Below are 16,260 nucleotides of genomic sequence, written 5' to 3'. Positions count from 1 at the left end.
CATAAATAAAAAATAAGCTTTCCTGTATATTGCAGGAAAGCCCAATAAGGATTATGATTTAATTAGTCTAACACTTTTATGCGAACTGTCTTGCGCCCCCATCTGTTGGCTTCTTCCTTTGTTTGTACCAATACGTCAATTTTATTTCCTTTGATTGCGCCTCCGGTATCACCGGCAATCGCATATCCATATCCTTCAACCCAAACTTTTGAACCTAAAGGAATAACATTCGGGTCAACTGCAATCAATTTCAAATTAGGGTTTCCACGCAAATTGATTCCTGTTGCAGATGTCCCGGAACAGCCATTACAGGACGGGGTGTAGGCAGTCGCAATCACATAAAATTCTTTTCCTCTTGCATTTTTTCCACGGGATGCTTGTGCCGTAACCACCTTTGTACCTACAGCAACCACTTTTGCTTTTGGTTCTTCAAGGATTTTCTCATCTTTCAGTACTTTCTTTACAACTTTGCCGTTTTCTTTTATAACCTCGTAAGTCCTTGAAACTTTTCCTTTTTTTCCTTCAGAAATGACTTTTTCTTTTCCTTTTAACAGGGAAGAATCGGATTTTGTTTCCACTGGAAAGTCAATTTCTTCCTCCACTACATCGGTAACCTTTTCGACACGAACAATCGCAATTTTGTCATTTGGTTTCACTTGATCGTCCAAATTCTTTTCGACACGATCCAGTTCATTCAGTTTGATTTCTTGCTGTTTTAAAAAGTTAGCGACCGTAGTGGAAGTAGTCCACACTTGTTTTTTTGCGGTACCATCCACAAGTGTTACTTGGAAGGCTTTGTTAATTTTAATTTTATCTCCGTCGTCTATTTTTTTATCCAGCGGAATGGAGACTACATCATATTCGGATATTTTGATATTTGCTGCATCCAAAATATCTTTTACTTTTGTTTCTGTTGTCCAAAGCTTTTGCTCTTTTCCATCAATGATGATGGTTACTTGTTTAGCTTTGGTCCATTCAATCTTCATGCCGGATTTGATTTTTGCATTCAGCGGATGAGACAATTTGTCATGCCTCGTAATATCTAAATCCTTTTCTTCGAAAAGTTCTTTAACTGTCTCGGCATGAGTCAATACTTTCATTTCTTCTCCATTCGCTATGATGGTCACAGGCTTTTTCGTTCCCTGATACAGGACAAAGGTAATGACTACGGCAAAAAGCACCGTGAACAAAATGGTGACCAATAATGGTTGATGTCTATTCCCAAAAAATAGTTTTTGTATGGGATTACTTGACATTAAAACGCCTCCTTAACACCCGTTGAATTATACGGGTAAGTTTTGATTATGTCAACTAATAAATATTATCATTTACTAGTTTTGCAGGTTATAACCCTATTAAACTGCAGTATCGGAGGCTTTTTTTCATTTTATACATCCAGCCTGAAAATTTTTTTTGCATTTTCCGTCGTCGCCTTCGCAACCTCCTCCACAGAAATTTCTTTTAGGCGGGCAATTTCCTCTGCAACCAACGGTACGAACGAGGGCTCGTTCCGTTTTCCGCGATATGGATGCGGCGCCAAATAAGGCGCATCGGTTTCAATCAATAAATGCTCCAACGGAATTTCTTTTGCCACCAATTTTGGCATGCGGGCATTTTTAAATGTCACGGGTCCGCCTAAACTGATCATAAAGTTCATCTTGATACATTCCCGTGCCGTTTCGACGCTGCCACTGAAACAATGCATGACACCACCTACCGTCTGGGCATTTTCCTCCCTCAAAATTCTCACCACATCTCCGGTTGCTTCCCGGTTGTGGATTACAATGGGGAGATTCACCTTTTGCGCCAGACGAATCTGTCTTCGGAAAAGTTCCTGCTGGACTTCTTTCGGTGATTTATCCCAGTGATAATCCAGCCCTGTTTCGCCAATTCCTACCACTTTCGGATGGTGGGTCAGCTCTTCAATCCATGTTAATTCTTTTTCTGTGCAATCAATAGCGTCTACCGGATGCCACCCAATTACTGCATATAAGCATTCATATTTTTCTATAAGGTTCATCGCCCGTTCAATCGTTTTTCGATCGAAGCCAACGACTACCATTTTTTCTATTTTTGCTGCAAGTGCCCGGTCGATGACTTCTTGCAAATCTTCCTGAAATTGATCTGCATTTAAGTGTACATGTGTATCAATAAACATTTTGCTACACCTACCGTATATTGTATTGTTCTCATGTATTACTTATTTCACAAAACGATTACAATTTGATTACAAGAAATGAGATTCAGAGAATTCTACTTATTGTTTTGTAACAAAATTAGTTTTTTACTCCTAAAACGTTTTCATGAAATTCTATTTCCTAACATAATTTATTATATTAAAATAACATTTACTATAGGTTTTAATCATAAAAAAACCTGTTGAATGGCTCCATCCAACAGGCTGTACTCATTATTTTACTTTAGCCCCATTGGCCAAAGCAGGATCCACTGTTGCAATTTTTAATACCCCATCATGGGAACCTGCCAAAATCATACCTTGTGATAGCTCGCCGCGGAGTTTTACCGGTTTCAAATTGGCCACTACAATGACTTTCTGGCCTATCAATTCTTCGGGCTTATAATACTCTGCAATGCCTGATACCACTTGACGCTTTTCGTATCCTAAATCCACTTGAAGCTTCAGCAATTTATCCGCTTTTGGTACCCGTTCGCATGCAATAACCGTACCTACCCGCAAATCAAGTTTTTGGAAGTCTTCAATGGTAATTTCGGGCATATTTGGCACTTCCGATTTTTTCTTCTCTTCTTCTTGCGGTGTTTTTACACTGGCACGCATCTGATTTCGGATATATTCAATTTCTACTTCTGCGTCCAGCCTAGGGAAAATCGGAATTCCTTTTTCTACCACTTTTGTTTTTTCCGGTATAACATTTCCGAACTCCTCAATCGTATCCCAGGCCAATAATTTTTCATCTAAACCAAGTTGCTCCATAATGCGTTTTGGCGTTTGAGTCATAAACGGTTGTAACATTACTGCAATATGCCGCAAACTTTCGGCTAAATTGTACATGACCTGAGCCAATTTGCCACGGTTTTCTTCATTTTTCGCCAAGACCCATGGCTCCGTTTCATCGATATATTTGTTTGTTCTTGAAATAAATGACCACAAGTCCGCCAGAACAACACTGAATTGCATTTTTTCCATATTCGCTTCATATAAAGCCTTTGTCTCTTTTGCGTGCGCTTTCAATGAAGCATCGAATTCGGTCTCTTCCAATCCCTCTGTCGGAATGACACCGTCAAAATATTTATTAATCATGGAAACCGTACGATTTAATAAGTTTCCTAAATCGTTCGCCAAATCATAATTTGTCCGTTCAACAAATGCTTCCGGCGAAAATACTCCGTCTGCCCCAAATGGCAATTCGCGCAGCAAAAAATATCTTGTTGCATCGACTCCGTAACGGTCGATCAACATTTCCGGATATACAACATTGCCTTTTGATTTTGACATTTTTCCGTCCTTCATCATGATGAAACCGTGGGCAAATACTTTCTTCGGCAAAGGAAGACCCAATGCCATTAAGAAAATAGGCCAATAAATCGTGTGGAAACGGACGATATCCTTGCCAACTACATGTACATCCGCAGGCCAGTATTTTTTAAACAGTTCATCATTGTCTGAACCGTATCCTAATGCTGTAATGTAGTTCGTTAGAGCATCCACCCAAACATAAATCACATGCTTAGGATCTCCCGGCACTTTGATTCCCCAATCAAAGGATGTCCTTGAAACAGAAAGATCCTCAAGCCCTGGTTTAATAAAGTTATTAATCATTTCATTTTTCCGTGATTCCGGCTCAATAAACTCAGGGTTTTCTTCGTAATATTGAAGCAGGCGATCCGCATATTTTTGCATATTAAAGAAATAAGATTCTTCTTTCAACTTTTGGACAGGGCGTCCACAATCCGGACAGTTGCCATCCACTAACTGGGTTTCTGTGAAGAAAGATTCACAAGGCGTGCAATACCAGCCTTCATATTCTCCTTTATAAATATCTCCGTTATCCAAAAATTTCTTGAAGATTTTCTCAACGCTTTTTACATGACGTTCTTGAGTCGTCCGAATAAAATCGTCGTACGAGATATCCAGTTTCTTCCACAACTCTTGTGCGGCTTTAGCAATTTCATCTACGTATTCCTGCGGATGTTTTCCCGCTTCCTTCGCCTTCTGCTGGATTTTTTGGCCATGCTCGTCCATTCCTGTCAAGAAATGGACATCGTAGCCACGCAATCTTTTATAACGTGCCATGGCATCCGAAGCCACTGTCGTATAAGCTGTTCCAATATGGAATTTTCCGCTTGGGTAGTATATTGGGGTTGTTATATAAAAAGTCTTTTTCTCGCTCACCGAAACTGCCTCCAATGTTAACGATATATAGTATTAATTGTAACGATTAACGATTTTTGTTTCAACGCTAACATATTATACTAAAATTTTGACTATATTTACTAATTTTCATAAGCAAAAATTGGTTGGAACTTTTTTATCATACACACACTTTTTTTGTTATTTACCTTTTGATAATCATATTTTTTTAATAAAAAAAATGAATTTTTATAATTTATTTTAATATTTCACAAATCTTCAATGCTAAATTATTGACGTTTATTCCTTTTATTGGTATTATTCTAAACAGACAAGGAATAAATGTCGAATTTTGGCGAATACGAGATTTATTCTAAATATGACGCAAAATAGGAGGAAAACATTGTCATGAAATCTACAGGTATTGTTCGCAAAGTTGATGAGTTGGGACGCGTAGTTATTCCGATTGAACTTCGCCGTACGTTGGGCATCAATGAAAAAGATGCATTGGAAATCTATGTTGACGATGATAAAATCATTCTTAAAAAGTACATGCCAAATATGACATGTGCAATTACAGGCGAAGTTTCAGACCAAAATTTCCGTTTAGCCGGAGGTAAATTGATTTTAAGTCCGGAAGGTGCGGAAATCTTATTGAAAGAAATTCAAGAACACTTAAACAAACACAAAAACGACTAATATTGGGGAAGAATGCCCATCAGCCCAGCAGACAATCGATAACGGCATCGAACTCGCCTTCAAATCAACGTCCAATAATAGATGTTGTTTTATGCGCAGGTCATCGATTGCGGTATCGATTTCGCTTGAGATATCATGTGTGGTGACAAGAGGGACTTCACTGTGGCAAAAGCTGTCTAGAATTGGATTTCTAGACAGCTTTTTTTATAAATGGTACTGCTGGTAAACCTCCCTTTTTGGAAGCCCCCTTAATTTCGCCACTTCCTTAATGGCCTCCTTTGAAGAAAGTTGTCTTTCCTTCATCAAGAATTCCACATGTTCAGGGATCGTCATCCCCGCCCAATAAGGAGCTTCTTCATTTTCATCATTTTCTTTCGCACCTTCCAAGATGATGCAAAATTCTCCCCGGATCTCATTGTCTTTTGTCCATTGGAGAGCCTCTTCCACCGTTCCGCGCAAAAACTCCTCGAATTTTTTCGTCAGCTCCCTTGCTAGCACAATGCGACGATTGCCTAGCACCTCCGCGATATTTTCCAGCGTCTCTTGCAACCTGTGGGGCGCTTCATAAAAAACCAATGTTTCTTTCCGGTTTTTTAATTGGGCCAACTGTCTTTTTCTTTCTTTATTGTTGCGGTTCAAAAAACCGAAAAAGTAAAAAGGCTGAGGGCTTAAACCGGATGCGACTAAAGCGGTTAATGCCGCATTGGCTCCCGGTATAGGGATGACCGCAATATCCTCCGAAACCGCTTTTTGGACAAGATCGGCTCCCGGATCAGAAATGCAAGGCATCCCCGCGTCGCTGACCAATGCGACCTTTTTCCCTTCCCGCAGCCATTGCAATATTTTTTCGCCGGCCTGTTCTTGGTTATGTTCGTGGTAGCTTACCAAAGGAGTGGAAATATCGTAATAATGACATAATTTTTTTGTATTTCTTGTGTCTTCTGCTGCAATGATGTCCGCTTCCTTTAGAATGCGCAAGGCCCTCAAGGTGATATCTTCCAAGTTGCCTATGGGGGTTCCCACCAAATACAAACAACCGCTTTGCTCATGTATGCTGCTTTTTTGAGACTTCATTTTTTTCTCTCCCAATTTCAATATATTTTATCTTTTCGCTGCGTTTTAATTGCTTAAAGGCGTATTCGGCCTTCAACGCCTCCTCTTTCGTTTCAAAGATTTCATAGTAAATGCATTGGACGGGCCGCCGTGCTCTTGTATATTTTGCCCCTTTGCCTTCATTATGCTGCCTAATTCTCCGTTCCAAATGATTGGTATAACCGGCATAAAGGGAGGAATCGGCGCATTCCAGCACATAAAAATAATGGTTATCCTTTTTTTCCATATAACAATTCTTTCGTTTCATCCGTGTATTCATTGTTCTCATTATAAACATAGAGCGGAGGCAAAATTTTTAAATCCGGCTTCCCGTCCTTGATTCCTTCAATCAACAGCATGTTGGCTTCTTTCCCCATTTTCGGATAAATAAAACGTATCCGCTTCGGTTCCAGACGATAATTCCTCATGGAAGTGATAATATCCAGGAGTCTGCCCGGTCTATGTACAAAAGCCGCCTTTCCCCCCTGTTTTAATAATCTGCTTGCGGCATAAATCGCTTCATCCAGGGTCAAGAGCACTTCATGGCGGGCGATGGTATAATGCTCATTCAAGTTTTTGTCGCTTGTTTCAATGTCCAAAAAATAAGGTGGATTGCATGTCACCGCATCATATTTTTCAATGCCGAGCATCGGAGGAATTTCTTTTACATCCCCATGAATCATTTGAATCTGGTCTTCCAATCCATTGTACTTGATGCTTCTTACAGCCATATCATACAACCGCTCTTGTATTTCCACACCAATGATTTTTGCCTTGGTACGGGTGCTTAAAAATAAAGGAATGACCCCGTTTCCGGTACATAAATCAACTATTTGCCCCCTTGAAATCGGGATGCTTGCAAACCTCGACAATAAAACGGCATCCAAAGAAAAGGAAAAAACAGAAGGACTCTGGATAATACGCAAATCCTCCGCCAATAAATAATCCAGGCGTTCATCGCCTTTCAACCATTCTTCCACACTGACACTCCTCCTCATGAAAATAAAAGACTGTACCCCATTCGGGTATCAGCCTTTTGTTAACTGTTTTTATTAAAAAACGAAAGACAAAATAAGCAGTCCTCACCTTTCCGGGAACTTCCAAAATGCACATTGCATACATGAAAGCCTTCCTGATAAAGCCGGGCCAAATTGTCATAGCCCTCCCCGATATCTAAAGCGCCTTTCTTTCCGCCCTGTTCAAAAGTTTCTGCTGCCTTTGTAAGATCTTCCAATCGCTTTCTGAGATGATAATTTTCCATTTGAAGTGACTGATATTCTTCCACCAAATGCGCAACAGATTTTTTGATTTCGTCAAATTGCTGTTGTAGCGATTCCAGTTGCTGTTCGAATTCCATTATAGCATCTAAAAAATTACGGTCCCTCAACCAAGCCACCCCATTAGTATATGTCTATATCAAATTCTTCTCGCATGCAAGGATTTCTTCCAATGTATATTCGGCAGTCCGTTCAAGTTCTTTCAAATAGACTTGGATTACCCGTTCCAGTACATTGATTCCCGCAACGGTTCCGACGCCATCAGGAGTGATGATGGTTTCACCGATGTCCGGCATTCCATTTTTCGCAGTTTCGTAATCATCATTTTCATATTTTAAACAGCACATTAATCGTCCGCACAATCCGGAAATTTTTGTAGGGTTTAAGGACAAATTTTGATCTTTCGCCATTTTAATGGAAACCGGATCAAAATCCCCCAAAAAGGTAGTACAGCATAGCATCCGGCCACAAGGACCAATGCCCCCGAGCAGTTTCGCTTCATCCCGAACCCCGATTTGCCGAAGTTCTATGCGGGTCCGGAAAATCGCGGCCAAATCTTTTACCAGTTCGCGGAAATCCACTCTTCCCTCTGCTGTAAAATAAAAAATGACTTTATTCCGATCGAATGTATACTCAACATCCACCAGCTTCATTTCCAACTGATGTTCTGCAATTTTTACATTTGCTATATCAAAAGCCCGTTTCGCTTCTTTCTTGTTTTCTTCCACCTGGATTTTATCCCGTTCCGTCGCTGGGCGGATCACCTGCTTCAAAGGCAGAACCACGTCATTTTCTCCCACTTGCCTCATCGGAATTACGACTTTTCCGTATTCAATCCCCCGGGCCGTTTCCACAATCACGTATTGATCCTTTTCCAGTTGATATTCTCCAGGATCAAAGTAATATATCTTACCCGCCCGTTTAAAGCGGACACCTACCACATTATACAAAGGAATACCCCTCCTGCAATTTCAGCATTAGCTGTTCCATTAAAAGCGTGCGATTCATATTGCGTCCCACATTTTGTCTGGCTTCCAAGATTGCATGCATCTGGTTTGACAATTGCTCATATGTGGAAGATAATGCAAATTCCTTCCATCTATCGATCATATCCGGATAAGTGCAGGCACTGTCCGGATTTGCCTTTATCGCTACAATATCCCGATAAGCTAAAAGCAGTAAATCGAGGCTGAGCTCGAATTCGTTTCTTTCCTTCAAATTCGGAATCCATTCGTCATATATGATCAACAATGCTTCATTCACATTCTTTCTGACAGCCTCAACTAATTTTAACACTGTTTTTCTCGCAAGTGCAAACTGCTCATCTTGCGCCAGCTCAAGTCCTTTTTCAAGGCTGTTCGTTACCTGGCTGACCGTGGATGCCATGGAAAACGTCAATCCATGTTCGACCAATTGCTGAATTAAAAATTCTTTTGGAATGCTTGAAAACTTGATATGCTGGCAGCGGGACCGGATCGTCGGCAAGATCGATTGATATTGTTCCGTTAAAAGAATGGCCGTTACTTGTCCATCCGGTTCTTCCAAAAACTTTAACAACGTATTGCTTGCGGCAATATTCATCTTATCGGCATGATGGAGGACATAAATTTTTCTTCCTTCCTCAAAGGACGTTTTGGCCATTGTTGAAATTAAATCCCGGATTTGCTCCACTTTAATAAATTGTCCATCCGGTTCGATATGCAGCACGTTCGGATGATTGCCGGATTCCACCCGTTTACAATTTCTGCATGTTTCACATGGAACATTTTTCGACGGGTTTAGACAAAGCAGCAGTTTAATAAAAAATTTCGCCACCTCTTTTTTTCCCGTGCCTTTTTCCCCTTCAAATATATAAGCATGTCCAATGCGTCCCTTTTCAAAAATCATCTGCAATTGCTTCATGACAATCGGTTGCAGTTTCATTAGTTGATCAACGGTTTCAAGCATTTCCTTCCACCTTTTCTTCCCTTAAAATCAACCTTTTTTTAGAAAAAATCCCGTGTCTATTAATATTCAAAAGACACGGGGGTTCACATATATAAATTAATCAATAGGCCTTTTATTTCTCCAATTTTATCAAGCAGCTCAATCGTTTCCTTTTCTTCGTCCAAAATGTCTTGAGCCAACTCCACCAAATGTTCGTCAATCGTTTTAATGATTTTCAACCTTCTGCCTTCGCCGAACCGGTTCCAGGTGTGGGACTGTTTCAATTCAAGGCCATATTCAACGGTTTCTTGCAGAAAGCGTTTCACGAGCATCTTAAATCGGGCCAAGTCACGCAAATTTCTGGATCTTGCGACACGATCCCCCGCCGCGGAGATATCCCCCAACAGACGGGTCAATTGCTCATTTTGCAGTTTCTGCCCATGCTTGACAACAAGTTCTCCAAAGCGGTTATTGTTCTCAGTTGTATGTTTTATTTCTTGAAGATTCGGTTTAATCCCTACCCGTAAATCCTGATTAATTTTCACAAAACTTCAGCCCCTACATGATTCTTCAAATGACAGGAATCCGTCATTCAAAAGTGGTAATATGCTTCGATCGGCAGCACAAACACCGTTGCACCGCCAACTTCCACCTCCACCGGATATGGAATATACGTATCGGCATTTCCGCCAAGAGGTGAAACAGGAGTGAACAATTGTTCCCTCGCCCGGCAATTGTCCCGGATGATGTCCAACACCTTCGGAACATCCTGATCATCTACGCCTATGAGAAAAGTGGTATTTCCCGAGCGCAAAAACCCTCCGGTACTTGCCAGCTTTGTCGCCCTAAACTGCTGCTTCATTAAAGCATTCGACAACCGGTTGCTGTCCAAATCCTGAACGACGGCAATGATTAACTTCATCCACTCACTCCTACGTTCTTGTATTTTATTATATCATATTACCCATTTACACTTCATTTCCTGCTTTCAGAAAAATCAGCCATTCTTTTGAATGCTGTTTAGATGGCGGATTGTCAGGAAAAGAAAATTTTTTCCTTATTTTATGAATGAAACGATGATTTTGCCCTGTTTCATGATCAACTTTTCATGCAACGCCCACAACGGGCGGCAAATCCTGATCATTTCATAAAAGAGCATGAATGTTTTTTACAGTATACCCTTAAAAGAAAAAGAAAAACAAAGGGATATCCATTCCAGATATCCCTTTTTTCCATTTATTCCTTTTTTAAATAATTCAACACCTCATTTAACACCAGATGAAATACAGTGTCCATGTCCTGATCGGCATCGATTTTCTTGATCCTCTCAGGGAACTTTTCTAAAAGTTCGTAGTATCCTTTCCGAACTTTGCGGTGAAAATCCAGCGACTCCAAATCCAGGCGATTGACTTCCCGGTCGCCGTCTTTCCGGATTCTGGATAGCCCCACTTCGGGAGAGACGTCCAAAAATAAAGTCAAATGGGGCATATAGCCATTCACGGCAAATTGGTTGATGGCCCATATTTCTTCGATTCCGAGCCCTCTCGCATACCCTTGATAGGTAAGGCTGCTGTCAATGTATCGATCGCATAACACAATACTTCCTTGTTCTATCGCCGGAATGACCTTTTCAACAAGATGCTGCCTTCTTGCGGCAGCATACAAAAGGGCTTCGGTCTTGGCATCCATCTTTATATTCTTTTTATCTAAAATGATGTTTCGAATCTGTTCGGCAATCTCAATGCCTCCAGGCTCTCTCGTACAAACAACCTCATACCCCTGTTGAACCAAATATTCCGCTAAGCGTTGGAGGATCGTGCTTTTCCCTGCTCCTTCTCCTCCTTCAAAACTGATTAAATATCCCACAAGTTGTTCCTCCAATAAATTGCATTGATTTTTAGACATCGATTAATTCTTTACCACATAAAGGAGCTTTTCTTCAAGTCGATGCTCCCCTTGGAAAGCTGCTCCTGCCGCCAATAGTTCTTCCAATTGGCTCAGTTTGGATACCGTAATTTTTTCTCCCGGTATAAATAAAGGGATGCCCGGTGGATAAGGAATGACCATACCTGCCGAAACCCTGCCAATGGCCCGTACATAAGGAATCCATTCCGTTTCCTTATCCTCCAATTCATCGAAGGAATATTCGGGAATGGAGATTTTGTTCTTATTTTGATAAGATGTCGCAAATCCATCCATCGCCTTTGTATTTTTCAACATGGCAACCGCTTCTTTGATCAGAATCCTTGTTTCTGCAAAAGGAAAACTTTGTCCCTGTTTCAACAAAGGCAAAATGAGCAAAACTTGATGAAGATCCGCCAATTCCGGATATATGCCGCGCTCTTCCAATGCCTCTTTCACCTGAAAACCGGAATGGCCTGGTACTCTTAAAAGCACTTTTAACGGATCGTCCATTTCGATGACTTGCAAAGATGGAATGGAACGCAACGCTTCAATCCACCGTTCCCTTTTTTCGAAAAAGTAGCTTGCGTCACTTTCCAAATAGGTTTGCACATAATGTCTTGCATCGTCCAAAGAAGCAAGCAATACATAGGATGGACTGCTTGACTGCAGCATCCGTAAATATCGGTTGACCCTCTCTGCATCCACAAGGTTTGATTTGATATGTAAAAAGGATGCCATGGTCATTGCCGGCAAGGTTTTATGGGCTGATTGAACAACCAGATCCGCTCCTGCATCCAGAGCAGACTCCGGAAATCGTTTGCTTGCCGAAAAGTGGGCGCCATGGGCTTCATCCACCAAAACCGGGATCCCCAATTCATGACAGAGAGCGATCTGCAGTTTTAATTCTTTGGACACCGCTCCATAATAGGTCGGAGAAGTCAAAATGACCGCTTTGGCATCTTGATGAATCAGCAATACCTCTTCTAAAGTCGTAAATGTTACGTGAGTGGCCGTCCTTGTTTTTTCATCCCATTCCGGGGAAACATAGATCGGTTTCGCCCCGACCAATTGAAGTCCATGAAAAATCGATTTATGGGCATTTCTTTGTACAATCACTTTCTCATTCCGTTTACAAACGGCATAAATCATTGCCAAATTGCCCACGGTGGAACCATTAACTAAAAAAAAACTGCGATCGGCACCGTATGTTTGTGCCAACAATTGCTCCGCTTCGTATATTGCTCCTTCAGGATGATGGAAATCATCCAGACCTGTCAGCTCTGTTAAATCAAAGGGCAGTGCACCCTGCATATCCTGCGGCAATCCCGAAATTAATCCATTCTTATGGCCCGGTACATGAAAAGATATCGGATGTTTCTCCGTAAATTTCTTTAATGTTTCCACTAATGGCCGTTCGATTCTCATCGTTTTACCCCCTGTACTACTGACTTTTATTATAGTCCGAATGACGGAAAAACACATCTTTTGATAAAGAATTCAATAAAATATTTTCAAACTTTTTACAAATACAGGGGAACCGTACAATTGCACAGAAGGAGTTTTATGGATTGCAATAAAAAAACACCACTGAAAAAGTGGTGTCTTTGCGAAGCGCGCGTCTATCTCGCGCAGGGGGAAGCCCCCTCACTACCATCGGCACTGGCTCCGAAGCCCGTTGACCGGCGAATCTCCGCGTCAGCTTCGCCGGTCCGGTGCTCACGTACACTGTACGCTCCGCTCCGGGCCGGCTCGCTTCCTTGACCTTCTTGGTCCCCGGGCTTCTCGCCTGCTGCTGCTCTGGATTCCCTTATCCATTGAATAGCTGCTTCCTTAACCGCGCCGACCTGACCTTCGGTCTTTGGCAGTTGGGGGCTTATTTTTGAAAACAAAAAAGCACCACTTCAAAAGTGGTGCTTTCTTGCGAAGCGACGTCCTACTCTCGCAGGGGGAAGCCCCCAACTACCATCGGCGCTGAAGAGCTTAACTTCCGTGTTCGGTATGGGAACGGGTGTGACCTCTTCGCCATCGTCACTTCACAATATGAGGATTGTTCCCTCAAAACTGGATAACGGCATCGAAAGTGTTTTCTTGGTTAAGTCCTCGATCGATTAGTATCCGTCAGCTCCACACGTCACCGTGCTTCCACCCCGGACCTATCTACCTCATCGTCTTTGAGGGATCTTACTTGCTTACGCAATGGGAAATCTCATCTTGAGGGGGGCTTCATGCTTAGATGCTTTCAGCACTTATCCCGTCCACACATAGCTACCCAGCTGTGCCTTTGGCAAGACAACTGGTACACCAGCGGTGTGTCCATCCCGGTCCTCTCGTACTAAGGACAGCTCCTCTCAAATTTCCTGCGCCCACGACGGATAGGGACCGAACTGTCTCACGACGTTCTGAACCCAGCTCGCGTACCGCTTTAATGGGCGAACAGCCCAACCCTTGGGACCGACTACAGCCCCAGGATGCGATGAGCCGACATCGAGGTGCCAAACCTCCCCGTCGATGTGGACTCTTGGGGGAGATAAGCCTGTTATCCCCGGGGTAGCTTTTATCCGTTGAGCGATGGCCCTTCCATGCGGAACCACCGGATCACTAAGCCCGTCTTTCGACCCTGCTCGACTTGTAGGTCTCGCAGTCAAGCTCCCTTATGCCTTTACACTCTGCGAATGATTTCCAACCATTCTGAGGGAACCTTTGGGCGCCTCCGTTACTCTTTGGGAGGCGACCGCCCCAGTCAAACTGTCCACCTGACACTGTCTCCCAAGCCGATCAGGCTTGCGGGTTAGAATCCCAGTACAGCCAGGGTAGTATCCCAAGGGCGCCTCCAGGGAAGCTGGCGCTCCCCCTTCTACGGCTCCTACCTATCCTGTACAAGCTGTACCGGAATTCAATATCAGGCTACAGTAAAGCTCCACGGGGTCTTTCCGTCCTGTCGCGGGTAACCTGCATCTTCACAGGTACTATAATTTCACCGAGTCTCTCGTTGAGACAGCGCCCAGATCGTTACGCCTTTCGTGCGGGTCGGAACTTACCCGACAAGGAATTTCGCTACCTTAGGACCGTTATAGTTACGGCCGCCGTTTACTGGGGCTTCAATTCGGAGCTTCGCTTGCGCTAACTCCTCCTCTTAACCTTCCAGCACCGGGCAGGCGTCAGCCCCTATACATCACCTTGCGGTTTAGCAGAGACCTGTGTTTTTGATAAACAGTCGCCTGGGCCTATTCTCTGCGGCTCATCGGGGCTTGCACCCCAATGAGCACCCCTTCTCCCGAAGTTACGGGGTCATTTTGCCGAGTTCCTTAACGAGAGTTCTCTCGCTCGCCTTAGGATTCTCTCCTCGACTACCTGTGTCGGTTTGCGGTACGGGCACCTCCCGCCTCGCTAGAGGCTTTTCTTGGCAGTGTGAAATCGGGAACTTCGCGCGCAATGCGCTCCCCATCACAGCTCAGCGTTGCGGGAAGCGGATTTGCCTACTTCCCCGCCTTGCTGCTTGGACACGCTCGACCAACGGCGTGCTTTCCCTATCCTCCTGCGTCCCCCCATCGCTCAAACGGCGGGGAGGTGGTACAGGAATATCAACCTGTTGCCCATCGTCTACGCCTTTCGGCCTCGACTTAGGTCCCGACTAACCCTGAGCGGACGAGCCTTCCTCAGGAAACCTTAGTCATTCGGCGGATGGGATTCTCACCCATCTTTCGCTACTCATACCGGCATTCTCACTTCTAAGCGCTCCACCAGTCCTTCCGGTCTGACTTCTGCGCGCTTAGAACGCTCTCCTACCACCCGTGCGAAGCACGGATCCACAGCTTCGGTGAACCGTTTAGCCCCGATACATTTTCGGCGCAGCGTCACTCGACCAGTGAGCTATTACGCACTCTTTAAATGATGGCTGCTTCTAAGCCAACATCCTGGTTGTCTAAGCAACGCCACATCCTTTTCCACTTAACGGCTACTTTGGGACCTTAGCTGGTGGTCTGGGCTGTTTCCCTCTCGACCACGGATCTTATCACTCGTAGTCTGACTCCCGTGTATAAATAGCTGGCATTCGGAGTTTGTCTGAATTCGGTAACCCGAGGTGGGCCCCTAGTCCAAACAGTGCTCTACCTCCAGTATTCTTTACACGAGGCTAGCCCTAAAGCTATTTCGGAGAGAACCAGCTATCTCCAAGTTCGATTGGAATTTCTCCGCTACCCACACCTCATCCCCGCACTTTTCAACGTACGTGGGTTCGGGCCTCCAGTGAGTGCTACCTCACCTTCACCCTGGACATGGGTAGATCACCTGGTTTCGGGTCTACGACCACGTACTCCGTCGCCCTGTTCAGACTCGCTTTCGCTGCGGCTCCGCCTCTTCGGCTTAACCTTGCACGTGATCGTAACTCGCCGGTTCATTCTACAAAAGGCACGCCATCACCCGTTAACGGGCTCTGACTACTTGTAGGCACACGGTTTCAGGTTCTCTTTCACTCCCCTCCCGGGGTTCTTTTCACCTTTCCCTCACGGTACTGGTTCGCTATCGGTCACTAGGGAGTATTTAGCCTTGGGAGATGGTCCTCCCGGATTCCGACGGAATTCCACGTGTTCCGCCGTACTCAGGATCCACTCTGGAGAGGATGGATTTTCGACTACAGGGCTGTTACCTTCTACGGCCGTCCTTTCCAGAACGGTTCGTCTAACCCATCCTTTTGTAACTCCGTATAGAGTGTCCTACAACCCCAAGAGGCAAGCCTCTTGGTTTGGGCTCTTCCCGTTTCGCTCGCCGCTACTAAGGGAATCGAGGTTTCTTTCTTCTCCTCCAGGTACTGAGATGTTTCAGTTCCCTGGGTGTGCCCTCTTAACGCTATGAATTCGCGTTAAGATACTGTTCCATTACGAACAGTGGGTTGCCCCATTCGGAAATCTCCGGATCACAGCTTACTTACAGCTCCCCGAAGCATATCGGTGTTAGTCCCGTCCTTCATCGGCTCCTAGTGCCAAGGCATCCACCGTGCGCCCTTACCAACTTAACCGTTTTGCTTGCGATTGC

Annotated in this window: 14 protein-coding genes and 2 rRNA genes; 1 reads left to right on the top strand and 15 read right to left on the bottom strand. The window is 43.9% G+C overall.

Annotated elements, in window-relative coordinates:
• Positions 1 to 62: 62 nt before the first annotated feature.
• From NST62_RS14215 to metG, 3 genes are all read right to left on the bottom strand, one after another.
• The gene (locus tag NST62_RS14215) at positions 63 to 1,256 is read right to left on the bottom strand and encodes a G5 and 3D domain-containing protein (RefSeq protein ID WP_141603041.1); all 1,194 of its coding nucleotides are present in this window, start codon (positions 1,254 to 1,256) and stop codon (positions 63 to 65) included.
• 131 nt (positions 1,257 to 1,387) lie between these two features.
• Positions 1,388 to 2,158, bottom strand: coding sequence for a TatD family hydrolase (locus NST62_RS14210; RefSeq protein WP_141603042.1), 771 nt, complete (start codon positions 2,156 to 2,158; stop codon positions 1,388 to 1,390).
• Positions 2,159 to 2,410: 252 nt separating this feature from the next.
• Positions 2,411 to 4,372 (bottom strand): methionine--tRNA ligase, encoded by a 1,962-nt coding sequence (gene metG / locus NST62_RS14205; RefSeq protein WP_342462996.1) that lies wholly within the window; start codon positions 4,370 to 4,372, stop codon positions 2,411 to 2,413.
• 366 nt (positions 4,373 to 4,738) lie between these two features.
• On the opposite strand from metG, the gene NST62_RS14200 reads away from it, so the two are divergent.
• Positions 4,739 to 5,029 (top strand): AbrB/MazE/SpoVT family DNA-binding domain-containing protein, encoded by a 291-nt coding sequence (locus NST62_RS14200; protein WP_141603044.1) that lies wholly within the window; start codon positions 4,739 to 4,741, stop codon positions 5,027 to 5,029.
• Positions 5,030 to 5,233: 204 nt separating this feature from the next.
• Here NST62_RS14200 and rsmI read toward each other — a convergent pair whose 3' ends face one another.
• From rsmI to NST62_RS14140, 12 genes are all read right to left on the bottom strand, one after another.
• Positions 5,234 to 6,103 carry a 16S rRNA (cytidine(1402)-2'-O)-methyltransferase gene (rsmI, locus tag NST62_RS14195; protein WP_141603045.1) on the bottom strand — a complete coding sequence of 290 codons (870 nt, stop codon included), beginning with the start codon at positions 6,101 to 6,103 and terminating at the stop codon, positions 5,234 to 5,236.
• A complete protein-coding gene (locus NST62_RS14190) occupies positions 6,075 to 6,368 on the bottom strand; it encodes a GIY-YIG nuclease family protein (RefSeq protein WP_141603046.1) in 294 nt (97 codons plus the stop codon). The genes rsmI and NST62_RS14190 overlap by 29 nt, the downstream gene beginning before the upstream one ends.
• Positions 6,352 to 7,101, bottom strand: coding sequence for a tRNA1(Val) (adenine(37)-N6)-methyltransferase (locus NST62_RS14185; RefSeq protein WP_141603047.1), 750 nt, complete (start codon positions 7,099 to 7,101; stop codon positions 6,352 to 6,354). Before NST62_RS14185 ends, NST62_RS14190 begins: the two co-directional genes overlap by 17 nt.
• A gap of 59 nt (positions 7,102 to 7,160) precedes the next feature.
• Complete coding sequence (yabA, locus tag NST62_RS14180) at positions 7,161 to 7,508, bottom strand: DNA replication initiation control protein YabA (protein WP_342462995.1); 348 nt, start codon at positions 7,506 to 7,508, stop codon at positions 7,161 to 7,163.
• 24 nt (positions 7,509 to 7,532) lie between these two features.
• Positions 7,533 to 8,348 carry a stage 0 sporulation family protein gene (locus NST62_RS14175; protein ID WP_342462994.1) on the bottom strand — a complete coding sequence of 272 codons (816 nt, stop codon included), beginning with the start codon at positions 8,346 to 8,348 and terminating at the stop codon, positions 7,533 to 7,535.
• Positions 8,341 to 9,345, bottom strand: a complete 1,005-nt coding sequence (gene holB / locus NST62_RS14170; protein ID WP_141603050.1) for a DNA polymerase III subunit delta' — start codon at positions 9,343 to 9,345, stop codon at positions 8,341 to 8,343. The genes NST62_RS14175 and holB overlap by 8 nt, the downstream gene beginning before the upstream one ends.
• 83 nt (positions 9,346 to 9,428) lie before the next feature.
• Complete coding sequence (locus NST62_RS14165) at positions 9,429 to 9,869, bottom strand: YaaR family protein (protein ID WP_141603051.1); 441 nt, start codon at positions 9,867 to 9,869, stop codon at positions 9,429 to 9,431.
• Between the two features lie 47 nt (positions 9,870 to 9,916).
• On the bottom strand, positions 9,917 to 10,246 hold the full coding sequence (locus tag NST62_RS14160; RefSeq protein ID WP_141603052.1) for a cyclic-di-AMP receptor: 330 nt from the start codon (positions 10,244 to 10,246) through the stop codon (positions 9,917 to 9,919).
• A gap of 314 nt (positions 10,247 to 10,560) precedes the next feature.
• Complete coding sequence (gene tmk, locus NST62_RS14155) at positions 10,561 to 11,229, bottom strand: dTMP kinase (protein WP_328215635.1); 669 nt, start codon at positions 11,227 to 11,229, stop codon at positions 10,561 to 10,563.
• A gap of 3 nt (positions 11,230 to 11,232) precedes the next feature.
• The gene (locus NST62_RS14150) at positions 11,233 to 12,654 is read right to left on the bottom strand and encodes an aminotransferase class I/II-fold pyridoxal phosphate-dependent enzyme (protein ID WP_141603054.1); all 1,422 of its coding nucleotides are present in this window, start codon (positions 12,652 to 12,654) and stop codon (positions 11,233 to 11,235) included.
• Between the two features lie 495 nt (positions 12,655 to 13,149).
• Positions 13,150 to 13,265: ribosomal RNA gene (gene rrf, locus NST62_RS14145) — 5S ribosomal RNA — on the bottom strand.
• A 52-nt stretch (positions 13,266 to 13,317) separates the two neighbouring features.
• Positions 13,318 to 16,243, bottom strand: a 23S ribosomal RNA gene (locus NST62_RS14140).
• Positions 16,244 to 16,260 lie beyond the last annotated feature (17 nt).

The sequence above is a fragment of the Ureibacillus sp. FSL K6-8385 genome (assembly GCF_038593155.1).
Lineage (GTDB): Bacteria > Bacillota > Bacilli > Bacillales_A > Planococcaceae > Ureibacillus > Ureibacillus terrenus.
The sequence above is the reverse complement of the archived record's forward strand: the minus strand, read 5'-3'. Positions and strand labels throughout refer to the sequence as shown.

Bases quoted from the DNA above. Each gene is read 5' to 3' on its own strand.
- NST62_RS14215 (WP_141603041.1), bottom strand. From the start codon at position 1,256: ATGTCAAGTAATCCCATACAAAAACTATTTTTTGGGAATAGACATCAA.
- NST62_RS14210 (WP_141603042.1), bottom strand. From the start codon at position 2,158: ATGTTTATTGATACACATGTACACTTAAATGCAGATCAATTTCAGGAA.
- NST62_RS14200 (WP_141603044.1), top strand. From the start codon at position 4,739: ATGAAATCTACAGGTATTGTTCGCAAAGTTGATGAGTTGGGACGCGTA.
- rsmI (WP_141603045.1), bottom strand. From the start codon at position 6,103: ATGAAGTCTCAAAAAAGCAGCATACATGAGCAAAGCGGTTGTTTGTAT.
- NST62_RS14190 (WP_141603046.1), bottom strand. From the start codon at position 6,368: ATGGAAAAAAAGGATAACCATTATTTTTATGTGCTGGAATGCGCCGAT.
- holB (WP_141603050.1), bottom strand. From the start codon at position 9,345: ATGCTTGAAACCGTTGATCAACTAATGAAACTGCAACCGATTGTCATG.
- NST62_RS14160 (WP_141603052.1), bottom strand. From the start codon at position 10,246: ATGAAGTTAATCATTGCCGTCGTTCAGGATTTGGACAGCAACCGGTTG.
- tmk (WP_328215635.1), bottom strand. From the start codon at position 11,229: ATGTCTAAAAATCAATGCAATTTATTGGAGGAACAACTTGTGGGATAT.
- NST62_RS14150 (WP_141603054.1), bottom strand. From the start codon at position 12,654: ATGAGAATCGAACGGCCATTAGTGGAAACATTAAAGAAATTTACGGAG.